Annotated in this window: 14 protein-coding genes; 9 read left to right on the top strand and 5 right to left on the bottom strand. The window is 67.4% G+C overall.

Going from position 1 to position 18,529, the window contains the following annotated elements:
- The coding region (locus HMPREF0043_RS01175) for a hypothetical protein (protein ID WP_021600945.1) at nucleotides 1-435 on the bottom strand (435 nt) is incomplete at its 3' end.
- Between the two features lie 545 nt (nucleotides 436-980).
- Here HMPREF0043_RS01175 and HMPREF0043_RS01165 point away from each other — a divergent pair.
- Genes HMPREF0043_RS01165 through HMPREF0043_RS01150 form a run of 4 tightly spaced genes read left to right on the top strand, consistent with a single transcriptional unit; the run spans nucleotide 981 to nucleotide 4,769 of the window.
- The gene (locus HMPREF0043_RS01165) at nucleotides 981-1,688 is read left to right on the top strand and encodes an ABC transporter permease (RefSeq protein WP_232205972.1); all 708 of its coding nucleotides are present in this window, start codon (nucleotides 981-983) and stop codon (nucleotides 1,686-1,688) included.
- Nucleotides 1,681-3,036 (top strand): ABC transporter ATP-binding protein, encoded by a 1,356-nt coding sequence (locus HMPREF0043_RS01160; protein ID WP_021600943.1) that lies wholly within the window; start codon nucleotides 1,681-1,683, stop codon nucleotides 3,034-3,036. Before HMPREF0043_RS01165 ends, HMPREF0043_RS01160 begins: the two co-directional genes overlap by 8 nt.
- Nucleotides 3,029-3,778, top strand: coding sequence for an ABC transporter permease (locus HMPREF0043_RS01155; protein WP_040317559.1), 750 nt, complete (start codon nucleotides 3,029-3,031; stop codon nucleotides 3,776-3,778). Before HMPREF0043_RS01160 ends, HMPREF0043_RS01155 begins: the two co-directional genes overlap by 8 nt.
- A 1-nt stretch (nucleotide 3,779) precedes the next feature.
- Nucleotides 3,780-4,769: a glycine betaine ABC transporter substrate-binding protein gene (locus tag HMPREF0043_RS01150; protein ID WP_021600941.1), complete on the top strand. Its 990-nt coding sequence runs from the start codon at nucleotides 3,780-3,782 to the stop codon at nucleotides 4,767-4,769.
- 104 nt (nucleotides 4,770-4,873) lie between these two features.
- Here HMPREF0043_RS01150 and ndk read toward each other — a convergent pair whose 3' ends face one another.
- The 4 genes from ndk to HMPREF0043_RS01130 form a co-directional block, all read right to left on the bottom strand.
- Nucleotides 4,874-5,296 carry a nucleoside-diphosphate kinase gene (ndk, locus tag HMPREF0043_RS01145; RefSeq protein WP_021600940.1) on the bottom strand — a complete coding sequence of 141 codons (423 nt, stop codon included), beginning with the start codon at nucleotides 5,294-5,296 and terminating at the stop codon, nucleotides 4,874-4,876.
- Nucleotides 5,297-5,458: 162 nt separating this feature from the next.
- A complete protein-coding gene (locus HMPREF0043_RS01140) occupies nucleotides 5,459-7,207 on the bottom strand; it encodes a glutamate ligase domain-containing protein (RefSeq protein ID WP_021600939.1) in 1,749 nt (582 codons plus the stop codon).
- Nucleotides 7,208-7,255: 48 nt separating this feature from the next.
- Complete coding sequence (ileS, locus tag HMPREF0043_RS01135) at nucleotides 7,256-10,534, bottom strand: isoleucine--tRNA ligase (protein WP_040317530.1); 3,279 nt, start codon at nucleotides 10,532-10,534, stop codon at nucleotides 7,256-7,258.
- Between the two features lie 436 nt (nucleotides 10,535-10,970).
- The gene (locus HMPREF0043_RS01130) at nucleotides 10,971-11,759 is read right to left on the bottom strand and encodes an SDR family NAD(P)-dependent oxidoreductase (RefSeq protein WP_021600936.1); all 789 of its coding nucleotides are present in this window, start codon (nucleotides 11,757-11,759) and stop codon (nucleotides 10,971-10,973) included.
- A 313-nt stretch (nucleotides 11,760-12,072) separates the two neighbouring features.
- Between HMPREF0043_RS01130 and HMPREF0043_RS01125 the strand changes: the two genes are divergently transcribed.
- The 5 genes from HMPREF0043_RS01125 to valS all read left to right on the top strand — a co-directional run bounded on the left by HMPREF0043_RS01125 (nucleotide 12,073) and on the right by valS (nucleotide 18,426).
- A complete protein-coding gene (locus HMPREF0043_RS01125) occupies nucleotides 12,073-13,059 on the top strand; it encodes a Tat pathway signal sequence (RefSeq protein ID WP_156897464.1) in 987 nt (328 codons plus the stop codon).
- Between the two features lie 430 nt (nucleotides 13,060-13,489).
- Nucleotides 13,490-14,302 (top strand): pyrroline-5-carboxylate reductase, encoded by an 813-nt coding sequence (gene proC / locus HMPREF0043_RS01120; protein ID WP_021600933.1) that lies wholly within the window; start codon nucleotides 13,490-13,492, stop codon nucleotides 14,300-14,302.
- A 297-nt stretch (nucleotides 14,303-14,599) separates the two neighbouring features.
- The gene (locus HMPREF0043_RS01115; RefSeq protein ID WP_021600932.1) at nucleotides 14,600-15,010 is read left to right on the top strand and encodes a MarR family winged helix-turn-helix transcriptional regulator; all 411 of its coding nucleotides are present in this window, start codon (nucleotides 14,600-14,602) and stop codon (nucleotides 15,008-15,010) included.
- Nucleotides 15,011-15,024: 14 nt separating this feature from the next.
- Nucleotides 15,025-15,630, top strand: coding sequence for a DUF998 domain-containing protein (locus HMPREF0043_RS01110; RefSeq protein WP_021600931.1), 606 nt, complete (start codon nucleotides 15,025-15,027; stop codon nucleotides 15,628-15,630).
- A 111-nt stretch (nucleotides 15,631-15,741) separates the two neighbouring features.
- On the top strand, nucleotides 15,742-18,426 hold the full coding sequence (gene valS / locus HMPREF0043_RS01105; RefSeq protein WP_021600930.1) for a valine--tRNA ligase: 2,685 nt from the start codon (nucleotides 15,742-15,744) through the stop codon (nucleotides 18,424-18,426).
- Nucleotides 18,427-18,529: the final 103 nt, after the last annotated feature.

The raw sequence follows: 18,529 nt of genomic DNA, 5'->3' as shown, positions 1-18,529 counted from the left end.
GGACTGCGGCGCGGCCCCGACGGCCTCGGGCCTCCCGGCGCCGTTCTCCACGGCCCCGCCGGACGCGACGGCGGCCGCATTCCCGGTGGAAATCCCGGCGGCGAGCCCTCGGCTTGGGCTCGGAGCGCCCCCGGCGGAAGGACCGCCCGACGCCGGCGTCCCCTTTCCGGCTCCGACCATCCGAGTGAATCCCCCCTCGACGGTCTCGGGAGTCACGTACGGGGAGGTGTCCTCGGGGAAGGCGCTGAAGACGTCCCCCACGGACGTGTCGCGCATCGTCACGTCGAATTCGTCGAGCTGCCGGTCTTCGGCACGCCACGCCTCGACCGTGTCGGCTATCACCCCCTTGCCCCGCGAGCTGCGGGCGAGGACCAAGCCGTAGACGACGCCGGCGGCGGCGAGGATGGCCAAGACGAAGAGGAATTGTACGATCACCCTTTCATTATGAATGCGTTCCGTTCGGAATACAGAGAACGAAACGAGATAAAGCGGTGAATTATATTACATCCCGGCGACCATGTCGACCGCACGCCCATCCGGCGCCCAGGACGAGCGCAGTCAGGCCCTGCCGGAGCGCATCCTGCCGGAGTGCGCGAGCCTCGCGGACCGCCGTCTGGAGGGCCGAGCCCGCCGCGCAGATTTTCCACGCCCCCGCCCGACCGCATCATTTTCACACTCCGCCCACAACGCAGGCGAGCACGTCGACGGCATCCGGCTTTCCCGAGCCGTTCGGCCCGATGACGCAGCGCCCGCCGGCTCGAAAACGAAAGCCGTCGGCACGGCGAACGCCGCCGACGCGACCACGGCCTGAATCCGCGAATCGTCAACGTTTTCACGGGCACGACCCCACCGCAGCCCTCCGCGCCGGCGCAGCGTGTCAGCGGCAGGCGCCACTCGTTCCCCTCACCGGATCGGGAGAAACTCTTTACCTTATTTTACTGTTTTCGTCAACTGTTAGTCCAACCCTTGACGGAGGCGAAGTGGTCGGCAAGCATGAAAAGTCGTATTATGCGAATTATGCGACATGCATCTTAGGAGTGAGTTTTTCAGTGGGTTTTCTATCAGAACGGCGGGAGCAAATTCTGTCTGCGAGCTGGCAGCACTTGTCCCTGGTCGTGCAGTGTCTGATCCTCGCGACCGTCATCGCGATCGGCATTGCCGCCCTGTGCTACCGGAATAGGGCATTGACCTCCCTTGCCAACAACGTGTCCGCAATCGGCCTGACCATCCCCTCATTCGCGCTCATCGGCTTGCTGATCGTCCCTCTGGGCTTCGGCGTCATGCCGGCGGTCGTCGTCATCACCTTCTACGCCGTCCTCCCCATCCTCCGCAATGCGATCGTGGGGTTCTCGGGCGTGGACGGCAACATCCTGGAGGCCGCGCGCGGAATCGGAATGTCGCGAACGGCGACATTCGTCAAAGTCGAACTACCCCTGGCCTGGCCCGTCATCCTGGCGGGAATGCGCATCTCGGCGCAGATGGTCATGGGCATCGCCGCCATCAGCGCCTACGCCCTCGGCCCCGGCCTCGGCGGCTTCATCTTCACCGGGCTGACCCGACTGGGCGGCGCCAATTCCCTCGAATCGGTGCTGACCGGCGTGATCGCCGTCGTCGTCCTAGCCCTCATTCTCGACGGCCTGCTTCTTCTCGTAGGCCGTCTCACTACGTCGCGAGGTATTCATGTCTGAGAACAAGCAAATTGAAAAACACATTTTCGGGGACCAGGAAGCCGACGTCACCGGCGCTTCGATTCTTCTGGAGGACGTGACGAAATCCTACGGCGGTGAGAATCCCGCAGTCGACCATCTCACGTTGGAGATTCCGGCCGGCCAGACCGTCATGTTCGTCGGCCCGTCCGGCTGCGGCAAAACCACGACCCTCAAGATGATCAACCGGCTCATCGAGCCGACCGAAGGCCACATCATCATCAACGGGGACGACGTCACCACGATGAACGGAGACAGGCTCCGCAGGCACATCGGCTATGTGATCCAGGCGGGAGGCCTTCTCCCCCACATGTCCGTGGCGGCCAACATCGGCATCGTCCCCAAGATGCTGGGGTGGGACAGGAATCGCATCGCCGAGCGCGTGGACGAACTCCTCGACCTCGTCTCCCTCGACCCCAGCGTGTACCGGGACCGCTATCCCCGCGAACTGTCGGGCGGTCAGCAGCAGCGCGTCGGCGTGGCCCGCGCGCTCGCCGCCGATCCGCCCGTGCTCCTCATGGACGAGCCCTTCGGCGCGGTGGACCCCATCACCCGCCAGCGCCTGCAGGAGGAGCTCATCCACATTCAGAACGAGCTGCACAAGACGATCGTCTTCGTCACCCATGACTTCGACGAGGCCGTCAAGCTCGGCGACTGGATCGTCATCTTCAACGAGGGCGCGCACATCATGCAGTACGACACCCCCGAGCGGATCCTGGCCAACCCGAGCAACGAGTTCGTCGAGGACTTCATCGGGTCGGGCGCGGGTCTCATGCAGCTCGGGCTCGCCCGTGTCAGCGACGTGCCGCTCAAGGAGGCGGTTCGGGCGCGTCCGGGCGAGGACAGCCTGGAGGTCGACCGGCGTCTGAAGGCCGCCGGCGTCAGGCGGGTCGTCGTCCTGGACCGGAGGGACAGACCCGTCGGATGGGTGAGTTCGAAGCAGATCCTGCGCACGTCCAGGATCAGGTCCGACTACAACCAGGAACTGCCGATCGTCGGCGCGAGCTCAACGCTTGACGACGCCCTGGACACGATGCTCGTGGCCGGATCTACCGAAGCCATCGTCCACGGTCCGCGCCGCCGTTTCCTCGGTCTCATCACGGTCAACACGGTCATCAAGGCGATCGAGGAGATCTCGTCCAGGGCCCCCGACGAGGTCTCCGCTCCCCTCGGGCACAACACGGGCGCCGACAGCGCGAGCAGCGCCGACTCCTCGCCCGCCGAGGACGAGGCTGCCGACGGCGAGCCGGCGCAGGACGACCAGTCGTCACAGTCGCGAACGACGCCCGACGCCGCCGCAACGGCCGCGGGTGGTGATGGGGATGAATGAGCGATCCGCGAACCCGGGCGAGCAGAGCCGGATCGGCCTGATCGTACAGCCCATAGCCCTCCTCCTCTTCCTCGGCGGGATGATCCTCTGGCTCCGCATGACGGACTTGACCGAGACCGAGCAGGCGACGCTGGCGAGCAAGGAACTGAGAAGACTGACCTTTCAGCACATCAACCTCACGATCGTCGCCGCCGTCATCGTGCTGGCGACGGCCATCCCCGCCGGAATCATCCTGACCCGCAAGCCCTTCGCCGCCCTGACCGGGCCGATCACGATGATCGCGAACCTCGGCCAGGCGGCCCCCACGGTCGGCCTCGTCGTCCTGTTCGCCTTCTGGCTCGACTTCGGCTACACGGCGGCCTTGGTGAGCCTGGTCGTCTACAGCTTCCTGCCGGTCTTGAAGAACACGATGGTCGGGTTGAAGGCGGTGGACCCCAGGCTGGTCGAGGCCGCACGCGGCATGGGCATGTCGAACGTGGCCGTCCTGACCAAGGTGGAGCTCCCCCTGGCCGTGCCCGTCATGCTCGCGGGCATACGGACGGCCCTCGTCCTGCTGGTCGGCAGCGCGACCCTCGCGACGTTCGTCAACGGAGGAGGGCTCGGACTGCTCATCACGACGGGCGTCAACCTCAACCAGGTACGTGTGCTCATCTTCGGTTCGCTCCTCGTGGCCGTCCTCGCACTGGGTGTGGACTGGGCGGCGCGGGTCATCGAATACTTTGCCCGACCGAAAGGACTGTGAGATGACGAACATGACGAAACTGCGGCGCTGCACAGCGCTGGGCGCCGTGACGCTCTTAGCCCTCGCAGGATGCGGCCTGAGCCCCTCGACGTCCGGGGTACCCGAAGCGAATCCCGGAAGCATCACGCCCATCGAAGGGGCCGAGAAAACCCATGTCACGGTGGGGGGCAAGAGCTTCACGGAACAGCTCATCCTCGGGAAGATAGCCGTCTACGTCACCAAAGCCTCCGGCTTCAAAGTCACCGACATGACGAGCATTCCGGGCTCGCAGCCGGCGCGCAAGCTCATGATCAGCGGTCAGACGCAGGTCAGCTGGGACTACACCGGCTCGGCGTGGCTGACTTATATGAACCATGAAAAGGGCATCCCCGACCAGAGGAAGCAGTGGGAAGCGGTTCGCGACGAGGATCGCGGCAACGGACTGGTGTGGGGCAATCCGACTCCGTTCAACAACACGTACGCCTTCGCCACGCGGACGGAATTCGCCAAGGCGAAGGGCATCACGAAGCTCTCCGACATCGCCAAGCTCCCGCCCCAGGAGCGGACCATGTGCGTCGAGTCGGAGTTCAACTCGCGCACCGACGGACTCAATCCGCTGTTGGCCACCTACGGCCTCCCCCGGGACACTCCCAACGGGATCCCCCAGGCGAACATCTCGCTCATGGACACGGGGACGATCTACACGGCGACGGACAAGGGCTCGTGCAATTTCGGCGAGGTGTTCACAACCGACGGCCGCATCGACGCGCTCGACCTGACCGTTCTGGAGGACGACCGTCATTTCTTCCCGTCCTACAACGCCGCGCCGATCTTCAACGCCAAGCTCCTGAAGAGATTCCCTCAGCTGGAGGGCCGGTTCGACATGGTCGCCAAGGAGCTGACCGAGACCGAGATGCGCAAACTGAACTATCAGGTGGACGTGAAGGGCCGCGATCCGGGCGACGTGGTGTACGAGTGGATGCTGAAGAAGAAGTTCATCACCAAGAAATGACGAGGGGCCACGTCTGTGGCTCCCCTGGGCCGACGGGCCCGGCCGCGAGGCGTCCTCGCGGCCGGGCCCGTCGGCTTGTCGGAGTCACCCCTCGATCGACGCCTTCAGGCCCGGCCCAACCACAGCGCGATCTCCTTCTCCGCGTTCTCCGGGGAATCAGAGGCGTGGATGAGGTTTTCGATGTTGCCGTGTCCCCATTCGCGTGCCAGGTCGCCGCGGATCGAGCCGGGCACGGCCTGCGTCGGGTTGGTGGCCCCGGCCAGGGCGCGCACGCCTTCCACGACGTTCCTGCCGCTGAAGATCCCCGCGACGAGCGGACCGCGCGTCATGTACTCGACGATGTCGGGGAAGAACGGCTTGTCGGCCACATGCGCGTAGTGCTTGCGCAGCAGATCCTCGGTGGCGCGCATGAATCTGAGCTCCTGGAGGATGTAGCCCTTGGCCTCGATGCGGCCCAGGATCTCACCGACGAGACCCCGCTCCACACCATCGGGTTTGACTAGGATGAAGATACGCTCTGAGTCCATACGCAGATCTTAGACCAGCCGGAGAAAGCTCGGGGATCCGCGGGGCGCGGGCGCCTCCTGCGCGTCGGGGATCGATCTCCGACGCGGCGCATCCGGAGAGGCGCGCGACCGTCCGGTTTCGAGCCCCTTGGCCTGTGGCCGATTCAGCTGCGATCCAGCTGCTCACGCCCCGTCGGGGGCGGGCCGACCCATGAGGCTCCGAGCGGCGCCGACGAGCTGGATCGAGCCGGTCACGACGACGGCGGGAGACGTCATCGGCGCGTCGTCGTCCTCCTCGGCCAGGGTGGCCGCCCGGTCGATGGCGGCGAGCAGGTCGCGCTCGACCTCGACCCGATCCCGGCCGAAGACATCCCGCGCTATGCCCGCGAGCTCCTCGGCGTCCATGGCCCGCTCACCCGACATACCGGTGACGACGACCGCCTCCAGAACCGGTTCGAGCTCCCCGAGGAAGGCCTCGGCGTCTTTGTCGGCCATCATCGCCACGACGCCGACGAGCCGGCCCGGATAGTATTCGATGAGGGCGTCGGCCAGGGCCGAGGCGCCGTGGGGATTGTGTGCGGCGTCGACGAGGACGGCCGGCGAGGTGCGGACGGTCTCCAAGCGTCCGGGGGATGCGACGGACATGAGCGCGTGTTCGACCACGTCGCCCCCCAGCGCGGCCCCGCCGAAGAGGGCTTCGACCGCGGCGAGGGCCACGGCCGCGTTGTCCGCCTGGAACGCGCCGCGAAGCGAGAGCGGGACGTCCTCGTAGCGGGCCGCGGGCGTCCGGACGGTCACGAGCTGACCGCCGACGGCCGTCTCCCGCGAGACGACGCGAAGGTCCGGGCCGGATTCGACGAGCCGGGCGCCGAGCTCCGCCGCGCGTTCGCGCACCATCTCCGCCACCGCGACGGGTTGGACGGCGCACACGACCGTGCACCCCGGCTTGACGATCCCGAGCTTCTCCGAGGCGATGTCCTGGAGCGTGGAGCCCAACCAACGTTCATGGTCGAGGGCGACGGGTCCGATGACCGCGACGTCCGCGTTGAGGACGTTCGTCGCGTCCCAGACTCCGCCCATGCCGACCTCGACGATCGCCACGTCGACCGGCGCGTCGGAGAACGCCGCGTAGGCCATGACGGTGAAGACCTCGAAGAAGCTCAGCCTCGGCCCGCCGGACGCCTGGGAGTCGGCGTCGACGAGGTCGATGAAGGGTTCGACCTCCTCCCACGCGGCGATGAAGCCCTCGCGGGAGATCGCCCGCCCGTCGATGCAGATGCGCTCGCGGACGGACTCCAGGTGCGGGGAGGTGAACCGGCCCGTGCGCAGCCCGCGTTCGCGCAGGAGCGCCTCGACCATCCGGGAGGTCGACGTCTTCCCGTTCGTCCCGGTGATGTGGATCGCACGGTAGGAGCGCTGCGGGTCGCCCATCATCTCCAGGACGTCGCGCACGCGCTGCAGCGTGGGCTGCACCTTGTGCTCGGGGGCGCGCGTGAGGATCTCATGGTAGATCTCCTCGACCTTCTCATCGAGGGCGAGCAGCCGGGCGGCGTCGAGGGCCTCCCGGCTGGGGCCCGCCTCCCCGGCTTCGCCGGCGGGCCGATCGCCGGCCGGAGCTTCGGAGCGCTCGCCGAGCCCCTCGCCTTCCGGCGATTCCTCGCGGCGGGCGTCGCCGCCGGCCCGGATCTCCTCGACGACGCCGGGGTCCGGGCCGGCGATCAGCCCCGAGGAGACGATGGCCTTGATGGCCGCGTCGAATTCGGCGTCTTCGGCCTCCTCCCGGGCGAGGCGGTCGGCCCGCTGGGGGGCGTCCTCGTCGTCGCCGGGGTCCGCCCCCGCCCTTCCGGGATCGCCCGCCGCCTCCCGATCTGGTTCGGGAGGCGTCGAAGGGCCGTCCGGTCCGAAGCGGGGGTCGTTCCTGCGCGGCGTCATGGTCTCCTCTTCCCCGGCGGTGCCGGTCTTCTCAGGCTGCCCTGTCCCTCAGGCCTTCCTGGCCACGTGGACGTCCAGTTCCTCCCCGCCGGCCAGGACGTCCGTCTCAAGGGCGAGCGTCTCGGCGGCGATGAGGTCGGTGTGCGCACGGACCGCCTCGACGTGCTCGGCGGGCACCCGAAGCGTCAGCGAGATCCGGTCGGCCACGTGCAGGCCCGCGGCCTTGCGCGCGTCCTGAACGGCCCGGATGACGTCGCGGGCGTAGCCTTCGGCTTCGAGTTCGGCGTCGAGGGTCGTGTCGAGGGCGATGTAGGCTCCCGAGGGCAGGACGCTCGCAACGGAGCCCTCTTCGCCCTGCACGAGGGTCGTCAGGGCGTATTGGCCGCCGCGCAGGCGCACCGGCGGATCGAGGCGGAGCAGGACGCCGTCCTGCGTCTCCTCCCATGCGCCCTCGCGGGCGGCCGCGAAGAGCTTGGACGTCAATTTGCGCTGCTCCGGCTCGAGTTCGCGCGGCAGAACGGTCAACTCGCGTGTGACCGTCATCCCCGAGGACTCCACGCTCTCCAGTCGCACGTCCTTGACGTTGACCTCGGCGGCGATGAGCCCCCGGAACGCCTCGAGGTCCCGGTCGGTCACGACGACGAGGCTGCGCAGGGGCAGACGCACCCGGAGCCTGTTCGCCTTGCGCAGCGAATGGGCGGCCGAGACGATGTCGCGCACTTCGTCCATCTGGGCGACGAGGTCTCGATCCGCCGCGGCCTCGGGCAGTTCGGGCCAATCGGCCAGGTGGACGGAGCGCTCCCCGGTCAGTCCGCGCCACATCTCCTCGGCCAGGAGCGGCAAGAGCGGGGCGGCGGCCTGGGAGACGGCGACCAGCGCCGTGTAGAGGGTGTCGAAAGCGGCGGGGTCCTCGTTCCAGAAGCGGTCGCGCGAGGTGCGCACGTACCAGTTGGTCAGCATGTCGAGGTAGACGCGCAGCGTCTGGGTGGCCTCGGCGATCTCGTAGGCGTCGAGCTGGGCGCGCAGCGCGTCGACCAAGCCCTTCGTGTTGGCCAGGAGGTAGCGGTCCTGGACGTCCAGGGCGGCGACGGCGTCCGGGTCGTCGACGTCGACGGGCGCGGCCAGATAGCCGGCCCCCTTCTCCGCGGCGTCCGCGTAGAGGGTGAAGAAGTAGTAGGTGTTCCACAGGGGCAGGAGGACGTGGCGCACGGCGTCGCGGATGCCGTCCTCGGTGACGATGAGGTTGCCGCCGCGGACGACCGGCGAGCTCATGAGGAACCACCGCATGGCGTCCGAGCCGTACTCGTCGAACACCTTGGCGACGTCCGGGTAGTTGCGCAGCGACTTGCTCATCTTGCGCCCGTCATCCCCCAGGACGATCCCGTGTGAGACGCAGTTGGTGAAGGACGGTTTGTCGAACAGAGCGGTGGCCATGACGTGGAGGGTGTAGAACCATCCGCGCGTCTGGCCGATGTACTCGACGATGAAGTCGCCCGGGTAGTGCTCGTCGAACCATTCGCGGTTCTCGAAGGGATAGTGCACCTGGGCGAAGGGCATGGCGCCCGAGTCGAACCACGTGTCGAGCACGTCGGGCACCCGCCGCATCGTCGACCGCCCCGTCGGGTCGTCGGGGTTGGGGCGCACGAGGCCGTCGATCGCCGGCCTGTGGAGGTCGACCTCGCCGTCGGCGCCGACGGGCAGGCGCCCGAAGTCGCGTTCGATCTCGGCCAACGAGCCGTAGACGTCGATGCGCGGATGGGCCGGATCGTCCGACTTCCACACGGGGATCGGCGATCCCCAGAAGCGGCTGCGGGAGATCGACCAGTCGCGGGCGCCCGCCAGCCAGTTGCCGAAGATGCCGTCCTTGACGTGCTCGGGGACCCACGTGATCCGCTGGTTCAGCTCGACCATGCGGTCGCGGAAGGCCGTGACCTTGACGAACCACGAGGAGACGGCCTTGTAGATGAGCGGCTGGCGGCACCGCCAGCAGTGCGGATAGGAGTGCCGGTAGGAGGCCTGCCGCACGAGCACGGCCCGCCGGTTCGGCTCGCGCCGTGCGATCGGGCCCGTCCCGTCGCGCAGGTCGGCGATGATGCGGCGGTTGGACTCGAACACCTGCATCCCCGCGTAGTCCGGGACGGCCGGGGTGAATCTGCCGGCGTCGTCGACGGGGACGACGGCGCCGATCCCCGCCTCCAGGCAGGCGTTCATGTCGTCCTCGCCGAAGGCGGGGGCCATGTGCACGAGGCCCGTGCCGTCGTCGGTTGTGACGAAGTCGGCGGCGAGGATCGTCCAGGCGCGGGGCCCCGGAGTCCCGCCCTCGGCGCGCGCCTCAGGGGTGTCGAAGTAGTCGAAGATCGGGTGGTAGCGGCGTCCCACGAGGTCCTCGCCCTTCAACCGCGCGAGGATCTCGGGGGCTTCCCCGAGCTCTTTCGCGTAGGAGGCCAGGAGCGCCTCGGCGACGATCACGTCCTGTCCGGCGACCGGCGATCCGGCCTCGCCGGGCACGCGAACGACGGCGTAGTCGACGTCGGGCCCCACGGCCACGGCGGAGTTGGAGGGGAGCGTCCACGGCGTGGTCGTCCAGATGAGGATGAGCTCGGGCGTCGTCGCGCCGTCGCGCACGGGCTCCTCCAGGCGCAGGCCGACGGTGACCGTCTGGTCGGTGCGATCCTGGTAGATCTCGTCGTCCATCTTCAGCTCGTGGTTGGTCAGCGGCGTCTCGTCGTTCCAGCAGTACGGCAGGACGCGGAACCCCTCGTAGATGTAGCCCTTGTCGTACATGGTCTTGAAGGCCCAGATGACGGATTCCATGAAGGTGGTGTCGAGGGTCTTGTAGTCGTGGTCGAAGTCGACCCACCGGGCCTGGCGGGTGACGTAGTCCCGCCATTCCTCGGTGTAGGTGAGGACGCCGGCGCGGGCGGCGTCGTTGAAGGCCTGGATGCCGATGCCGCCTTCGCCTTCGATCTGGGACTTGTCCGTCACGCCGAGGATGCGTTCGGCCTCCAGCTCGGCGGGCAGGCCGTGTGTGTCCCAGCCGAAGCGGCGTTCGACGCGTCTGCCCCGCATCGTCTGGTAGCGGCCGACGACGTCCTTGACATAGCCGGTCAGGAGGTGCCCGTAGTGCGGCAGGCCGTTGGCGAAGGGCGGGCCGTCGTAGAAGACGAACTCGTTGGAGCCCTCGGGCCCGGCGGGGCGCTTGTCGACGGACGCCTGGAAGGTGCCGTCTTCCTCCCAGAAGGCGAGGACTCGCCTCTCCAGTTCCGGGAAGTTCGGGGAGGCCTCGACGCTTCCGTCGCGGTGAAGCGGGTAGTGGCCGTTGCTCATGTCTCTCCTCAACGTCGTTGACGCGAGGACGACTGCGGGCGTGTGCCCGGGGCCGCGGTACCACCCCGCTTGCCGCACCGGGGCGCGGCCGCTCATTGAGGACGATGACGGATCCACCCGCCCGGGTCTAGTGAGGCCGGCCCGCGCCGGATCGTGCGGCGTTCGGTGGGCCCGTTCTTCCGGGTGCTCGCCGGTGATGCCCCGTTCCATGCACCGCGCGGTCGCGCGGAACGCCGGTTGACGGGCCGGGTCGACGCGGAGACCAGTTTAGCCGCGATCGTCCGCCGAATGTCAACGCGGCGGCGTGGCGCGGGATACGCCCGTCCGAACGTCTCCGTGAAAGTGGAGAGCTCGCACGCGATACTTCGATATGGAATCAAACCGAAACCGCAGGTAATATACAAAGGCGCGTGATCCACCCCCTGCTCCCCGCTGGCTATTCGTCTGTCGCGAGCGCAGAGACGGGCAGGGTCCCGTCGTCGTCGGCGGAGCGCACGAGCGTGCGGGCGTCGGCCTGGGCGCGCGACATGACTCTCACGAGGTCGATGTTGACGTGGGTCGGGCGCGTCAGCGTCCACGCGATGACGTCGGCGACGTCCTCGGCGAGCAGCGGGCCGTCGACTCCCGCGTAGACGGCCCGGGCCTTGGCCCCGTCTCCTAGCCTGTTGAGCGAGAATTCCTCGGTCTTGACCATGCCCGGCGCTACTTCGATGACGCGAACGGGCTCGCCGACGAGCTCGATCCGTAGGGTGCGCGCGATCATGCGCTCGGCGTGCTTGGCGGCCGTGTACCCCGCCCCGCCCGGGTAGGCCTCATGGGCGGCCATGGAGGTGACGAAGACGATGTCGCCGCCTGTGCGCCGCAGTCCGGGCAGGAGCGCCTGGGTCAGGCGCAGCGTGCCGAGCACGTTCTTCTCGTACATGGCGAGCCAGTCCGCCGGGTCGCCGTCGGCCACCGAGTCGAGGCCTATGGCGCCGCCTGCGTTGTCGACGAGGGCCGTCACGGGCTCCCCTTCTTCGAGGAAGCCGACGAGCCGGGCGACGTCGCCGGCGTCGGTCAGGTCCGCGGGGAAGAACTCGCAGCCGATCTGGCGGGCGAGCTCGCGCAGGCGGGCGAGCCTCCTGGCCGTGGCGACGACGGCGAAGCCCTCCTCCGCCAGGCGGCGGGCCGTCGCCTCGCCGATTCCCGTCGACGCCCCCGTGACCACCACGCGTCCACGTGCCATGCCAGCCTCCTCATAGCCTTTCGATGCGGCTGTCACCCACGATCGTATCGCCATTCCCGGCGTTTCAGAAGGAGCCGCCGCAGTTCGCGGCAGTGCCGGGCCCTTCCGCGAATCGTTCGACGAGCGGGGGATACCTTCCACGTCCGAGTGAGATCATCGGGACGCCGACAACTGGAAGGATTCAAATATGCGGGGACGGAAATTCCCCGCCCATACGCCCGGCCCACTCGGCCTCACAAACTTGAAAGTTGCATTACATCGGCTAGGTCTGCCATAATTAGACGTTTGCCCGCGTATAATGCACAATCGGTATATGGCACATAAGAGAAAACGCTTGCGCTCCGCGCTTTTCGCACTTGCCCTGTCCGCCCCCCTGTGCATGGGGTTCACCGGCGGAACCGGACCATCGACCGACGCCGCTGCGAAAGCAGGCGTCGGACAGCCCGCACAGGCGGCGGGGATTCCCGCGCCGTTCCGGGGAATCACCCTCACTACGATCAAAGATCTGGACAGAACTCTGTCCGTTATAAAGTCGAGTCCCCGCAAGTTGACCGTACGGATCGTCGTCCAGCCCAACGTCAGCATGGACGAATACCGCCGGGCCGTGGAGGCTCTGCATCCGCACGCCTACATCATGGCGGAGATCTTGGACGCTTCGACGTGGGCGGCGGCGGATATCGGCTCCCTCCGCGACCTGGCCAACGACGCGGTCGAAACTCTGGGGGACGAAGTCGACCTCTGGGAAGTCGGCAACGAACTCAACGGATCGTGGCTCGGTCCCTCGCCCCAGGCGATAAACGCCAAGGCGGAAGCCGTTCGCAGCATCGTCGCTTCGCACGGAGGACGCACGGCGGTCACCCTCAACTACTGGGATGAGGACAAGGAATGCTACGAGAAGCCGTGGGAGAACCTCAACTCCTACGCCCGGTCGATGCCGGCCAGCCTGCGTCAGGTCGACTATCTGTTCCTCTCCGTCTATGAATTCTCGTGCAAGCCCGCACAGCATCCCAGCGCCCGGGATTTGGCCGGCGCGCTGAAGACCATGGGCAAGCTCTTCCCCCGGGCGAAGCTGGGAATCGGGGAAATCGCGGCCAACGGCCCCGACGACGAAGCTCCCGAATCCAGCCTCTCGGTCAAGAAGCGCATCGCCAAACGGTATTACGGTATGCACAAGAAACTGCAGTCGAAGGTCGGATCCCGCTATGTCGGCGGCTACTTCTGGTGGTTCTTCTACGAGGACGCCGTCCGCAACAACGGCCCCCTGTGGCCGACTCTGAAGTCTCTCGTCTCCAAGATCTGACTCGATTCCGGCCGATCTCCCGTTTGAGAGCTGTGCGCGGCTTTCAAACGGGGGATCGCTCTATGCTCGATCCGGCCGCAGGCGCTCCGCCCAGGGTGGGACTCCCTCCATCGGCGTTTCCTACATGATTGGGCTCCATCCTCGCAGGGCGTAATCCTCACACCGCCGGCACCGACCGACGGCTCGCCTGACCTCCGCCCCTCGCAGAGTGCGGATTCCGGCAGGCTGTGAGGTCGGCGCATTTTCGGGCGCCTCGTGTAATTCCTTTCCCGCGCTCCTCGATACCGGCCTGTGCGCATTTCCCGGGCGTGCACGGCGCGATAGGATCGCCATCGCCCATGCGCAGTTGGCGCGTAGGCGAGGCCAATCGCGCCGCCGCCCAGCGCTCCCGCCCAGCGGAACGCACAAGAGAACCAGTGGAGGGACATTCATGATCGGCATCATCGGCATCGGATCCATGGGCGGCGCCATCGCCCGCGGGCTCATTGCGGCAGGCACCGCGCCCGGCGAGGTCGTCGTCTCCTCGGCGGACGTCCAGGCCACAGCCCGCTTCGTGGAGGAAACCGGTGCGAAATTGGCGTATTCGAACGTCGATCTTCTCGAGCGGGCGGGCGAGGGCGCGATCGTCGTTCTCGCCGTCAAGCCCTACGCCGTCGGCGGCGTCCTCGATGAGATCCGCGAGGCGGCGGCTCGGCGCGGGTCCGTCATCGTCTCCGTCGCAGCCGGAACGCCCATCGAGTTCCTCGAATCGCACCTGGAGCCGGGCCAGCCGGTCGTGCGGACGATGCCGAACATGGCCGCGGCCGTCGGCGCCTCCGTCACCGCCTACGCATGCAACGCACCCGCTGCGCCGCGCGCGGACGACGTCGCAAGCGTGCTCGCCTCCATCGGCATCGCCGAGCCGATGGCCGAGCAGGACTTCTCAGCGTTCAGCGCCATCGCCGGGTGCTCGCCGGCCTTCACCTTCGGCTACATCGACGCCATGGCGAGGGCGGCCGTGAAGAACGGGCTGCCCAAGGCTGTCGCGACGCGTATCGCGGCCCAGGCCGTCTACGGCGCCGCGAAGCTCTTGCTCGAAAAGCTCGACGCCGGGGCGAGCGCCGCCTCTCTCGCCGACGCCGTGCAGTCCCCCGGCGGAACGACCGTCGCGGGCGTGGTGGAACTGGAACAGGCCGGCTTCGGGGCCGCGGTGGTGCGGGGCGTCCAGGCGTCTATCGACCGCGACGGGGAACTGCTCGGGTGAGGCGCAGGCGGCTAACAGGAGGGGAACGCTGCAGCGGCTGCCCCCTCTCGCATTTTCGCAGTCGCCCGGTTCTCCGGTTCGGCGTCGTTCTGCAATTAGGCTGTTGACCGCCATTCTCGAATTCTCCGGCCCTCCAACATCTTGCGGCGCACCGTTGAGGCCGGCCCACCTTGATCTCGGGGCCCCGCTGGAATGCGTTCGCCGCCAGGGCCTGGCCCGGCCCTGCAACTAGGCGCATGAAATTCCCTCTGCAGCCGCGCTTGCCGACAACTAACTTAGAAACCTAAGATACTGGTTATGGACCTCGCCTACGAACTTCACGACCTCGTGCGAACCCTCGACCGGGAAGCGGAGCGCATGCTCCGCCCGTTGAACCTCACGTACAACAGGTACCTGGCTTTGGAGATCGTCGGCGAGCACCCGGGGGTCTCCGGCGCCCAGCTGGCGCGGGCGCTCGGCATAACCGAGGCGTCCTGCTCCGCCCTCGTCCGCCGTCTCATCGCCGACGGCCTCGCGGCGGACCTCGCGCAAAAGGGCGGCGGGAACGTGCGCCGACTCCACCTCACGGAAAACGGGGAGCTGCTGCGGGGAAAGGCGTCGCACGCGCTGGGCGGGCCCTTCGACGACGTCGTGCGAAGGCTCGGCTTCGACCCGCTTCGCCTCGCGCAGACCATTCGATCGATACACGACGAACTCAAAAACGGATAACTCAGGAACGGACCATGACAACGGCATTGTCTTCCCTCGCACTCATTCTCACGGCCGTTCGATTCGCCCTCTTCGTCCGCCTTCACACGGTCGAAAGCCCTTACAGCCCTGTTCGGCACGCGGTCAGCGACTACGCCGTCGGCCCCACGCGCAGGCTCGCAACGGCGACGACGTGGCTGACGTCCGCGACTTGGCTCGCCTTGGCCGGCGCCGCGCACGGCCTCCGCGGCTGGGACTACAGCGGCGCCGCGACCGTCCTTCTGCTTATTCTCGCTGCAATCTTCGCGATTCTCCCGGCGTTCCCGACGACGTTGGAGGGGCAGCGGCTCACGCCAATGGGCGCGGCGCACTACGCCCTTGCGATCGGATGGTTCGCGATCGCCTTCAGCCTGGCGGGAGACATTCGGCGGCTCATCGCGCCCGAAGGCGGCGTTGTGGCCGCGGCGGCCAACGGGCTCTACTGCGCGGCGCTCGTTTCTCTCGTCGCGCTGGTGTGCGCGATGCTCCCCCGCTTTCGCAGCAGGTGCTTCGGGCTTCCCGAGCGTGCCTACCTCGTTTCGATCGGCCTGTTCTACGCGGTCTTCGCTGCGACGATTCTGGCGACCGGCGGGAAGTTCTGAACAGGCAGACCGGCGTCGCCCCCTCGAGACTCGCGCGACGTGGCGAACAACGCGCGCCGGCAAGAGCCCTCACATGCGCCAAGTTCAACCGTTCATGGAAGAATAGAGCCTATGGCGAAATCGACAGACGAATTCAAGGCGGCCAATTTCGGGGGCGAGCTTCGCGAGCGCGTGGAGGTTCCCGGCAAGGCCAGCCTCGAGGGCCTCGAAAACCGCTGGGGAAAGCGCTGGCAAGAAGACGGCGCGTATGCCTTCGACCGCACTGCGACCCGCGAGGACGTCTACTCGATCGACACTCCCCCGCCCACGGTTTCCGGTTCCCTGCACGTGGGCCACGTCTTCTCCTACACCCACACCGACACGATGGCCCGCTACCAGCGCATGCGCGGCAAGTCGGTCTTCTACCCGATGGGCTGGGACGACAACGGCCTGCCCACCGAACGGCGCGTCCAGAACTACTACGGGGTGCGCTGCGACCCGTCGCTGCCCTACGACCCCGATTTCGTCCCTCCCCACGACGGCGGCGACGGCAAGTCGATCAAGTACGCCGACCAGGTTCCGATCTCGCGGCGCAATTTCATCGAGCTGTGCTGGAAGCTGACCGAGGAGGATGAGGCGCAGTTCGAGGCGCTGTGGCGCTACCTCGGCCTGTCGGTGGACTGGAGTCAGCATTATCAGACGATCGGGGCGAAGGCTCAGAAGATCGCCCAGGCGGGGTTCCTGCGCAATCTCGAGCGCGGCGAGGCCTATCAGGCCCAGGCCCCCGGTCTGTGGGATGTGACCTTCCAAACGGCCGTCGCCCAGGCGGAGCTCGAGGCCCGCGAATACCCCGGCGCCTACCATTCGCTGGCCTTCCACGGTCAGGGCGGCGACGTCGTCATCGAAACCACGCGCCCTGAGCTTCTTCCCGCCTGCGTCGCGCTCATCGCGCACCCCGACGACGAACGCTACAGCCACCTCTTCGGTACAACGGTGACGTCGCCTATCTTCGACGTCGAACTCCCCGTCCTCGCCCACCCCGCCGCTGAAATGGAGAAGGGCGCGGGAATCGCCATGTGCTGCACCTTCGGCGATCTGACCGACGTCGTGTGGTGGCGCGAACTGGGCCTGCCGATGCGTTCGGTGCTCGGCAAAGACGGCCGCATCGTCGCGCAGACGCCGGAGTGGATCGCCTCCGAACGGGGCGTCGCCGCCTACGAGGCCATGGCCGGGAAGACGGCTTTCTCCGCCAGGAAGGCGCTTGTGGAGGCGCTGGCCGACAGCGGCGAGATGCTCGGCGAGCCCAAGCCTACGTCCCGTATGGCGAACTTCTTCGAGAAGGGCGACAAACCCTTGGAGATCGTCACGTCGCGCCAGTGGTACATCCGCAACGGCGGACGCGACCACATCGAGGCCAACGGCAGGCAGCTGCGCGAGAACCTGATCGCGGCCGGAAACGAGCTCGCCTTCCACCCCGATTTCATGCACGTGCGCTACGACAATTGGGTCGGCGGCCTGAACACCGACTGGCTCATCTCCCGCCAGCGCTTCTTCGGCGTGCCGATCCCGCTGTGGTATCGGGTGCACGAGTCCGGCGAGGTCGATTACGACGACGTCATCGCGCCCGACGTCGAACGCCTTCCCGTCGACCCCTCCTCGGACGTCCCCGAGGGCTTCACCGAGGATCAGCGCGGCGAGCCGGGCGGCTTCGTCGGCGAGATCGACATCATGGACACGTGGGCCACGTCCTCTCTCAGCCCCCAGATCGCGGGCGGATGGCTGACGGACGAGGACCTGTTCTCGCGCGTCTACCCGATGGACGTGCGCCCGCAAGGCCAGGACATCATCCGCACGTGGCTGTTCTCCTCGATGGTGCGCGCCCACCTCGAATTCGGCGAGAACCCTTGGAGGCACGCCGCCATCTCCGGGTGGATCCTGGATCCCGACCGGAAGAAGATGTCCAAGTCGAAGGGCAACGTGGTCACCCCCTTGGCGCTGCTCGAAAAGCACGGCTCGGACGCTGTGCGCTATTGGGCCGCGAGCGCGCGGCTGGGAATGGACGCGACCTTCGACGAGCAGCAGATGAAGATCGGGCGCCGCCTGGCGATGAAGGTGCTCAACGCCTCGAAGTTCGCCCTGTCGATGGGCGGCGAGGGAGCGCCGGCGGATCTCGACGCCTCGGCTGTCACCGAGCCGGTGGACCGGGCGGTCCTGGCAGGGCTCGCCGACGTGGTCGACGAGGCTACGGCTTCCTTCGAGGCCTACGACCACACGCGGGCGTTGGAGCTCGCCGAATCCTACTTCTGGGCCTTCTGCGACGACTACCTCGAGCTGGTGAAGGACCGCGCGTACTCCGAGGACCCGGCCGCCCGCTCGGCGAGGGCGGCGCTGAACATCGCCGTCGACGTCTTCCTGCGGCTCCTGGCGCCGTTCATCCCCTACGCCACGGAGGAGGTGTGGAGCTGGTACCGCACGGGCTCGGTCCACCGCGCCGCCTGGCCCAGTTCGGAGCCTTTGCGCGCCGCAGCTGCCGGGGCGGATGCAGACATCCTGCGGGTCGCCGGCGAGGCGCTGACCGCTCTGCGGAAGGTGAAGTCGGAGAACAAGGTCTCCCAGCGCACCACCTACGCTTCCGTTTCGCTCGACGTCGCCGAGGCGGACCGCTCTAAGATCGACGCCGTCCACGCCGATCTGGTGCGAGCCGCGCACGTCCGCGGGGATCTCTCGCTCACCGCTGCCAAGCACGACGGGCCGGTGATCGTGGCCTCCTACGAGCTCGACCCACCCGAGCCGAAGAAACCCAGGTCGAAAAAGTAGAGGGTGAGCATATGCAGTGTGGGGTCGCAAACATCCCGCGGCCCCACACTTCTCCAGCCCTCGATTCTGCGGGGTCGGCGGCCGCCGGCACACCCGACAGCCC

It is taken from the genome of Actinobaculum sp. oral taxon 183 str. F0552, from assembly GCF_000466165.1.
In the GTDB taxonomy this organism is placed as follows: Bacteria; Actinomycetota; Actinomycetes; order Actinomycetales; family Actinomycetaceae; genus Peptidiphaga.
This window is presented reverse-complemented; position numbering and strand designations above follow the sequence as displayed.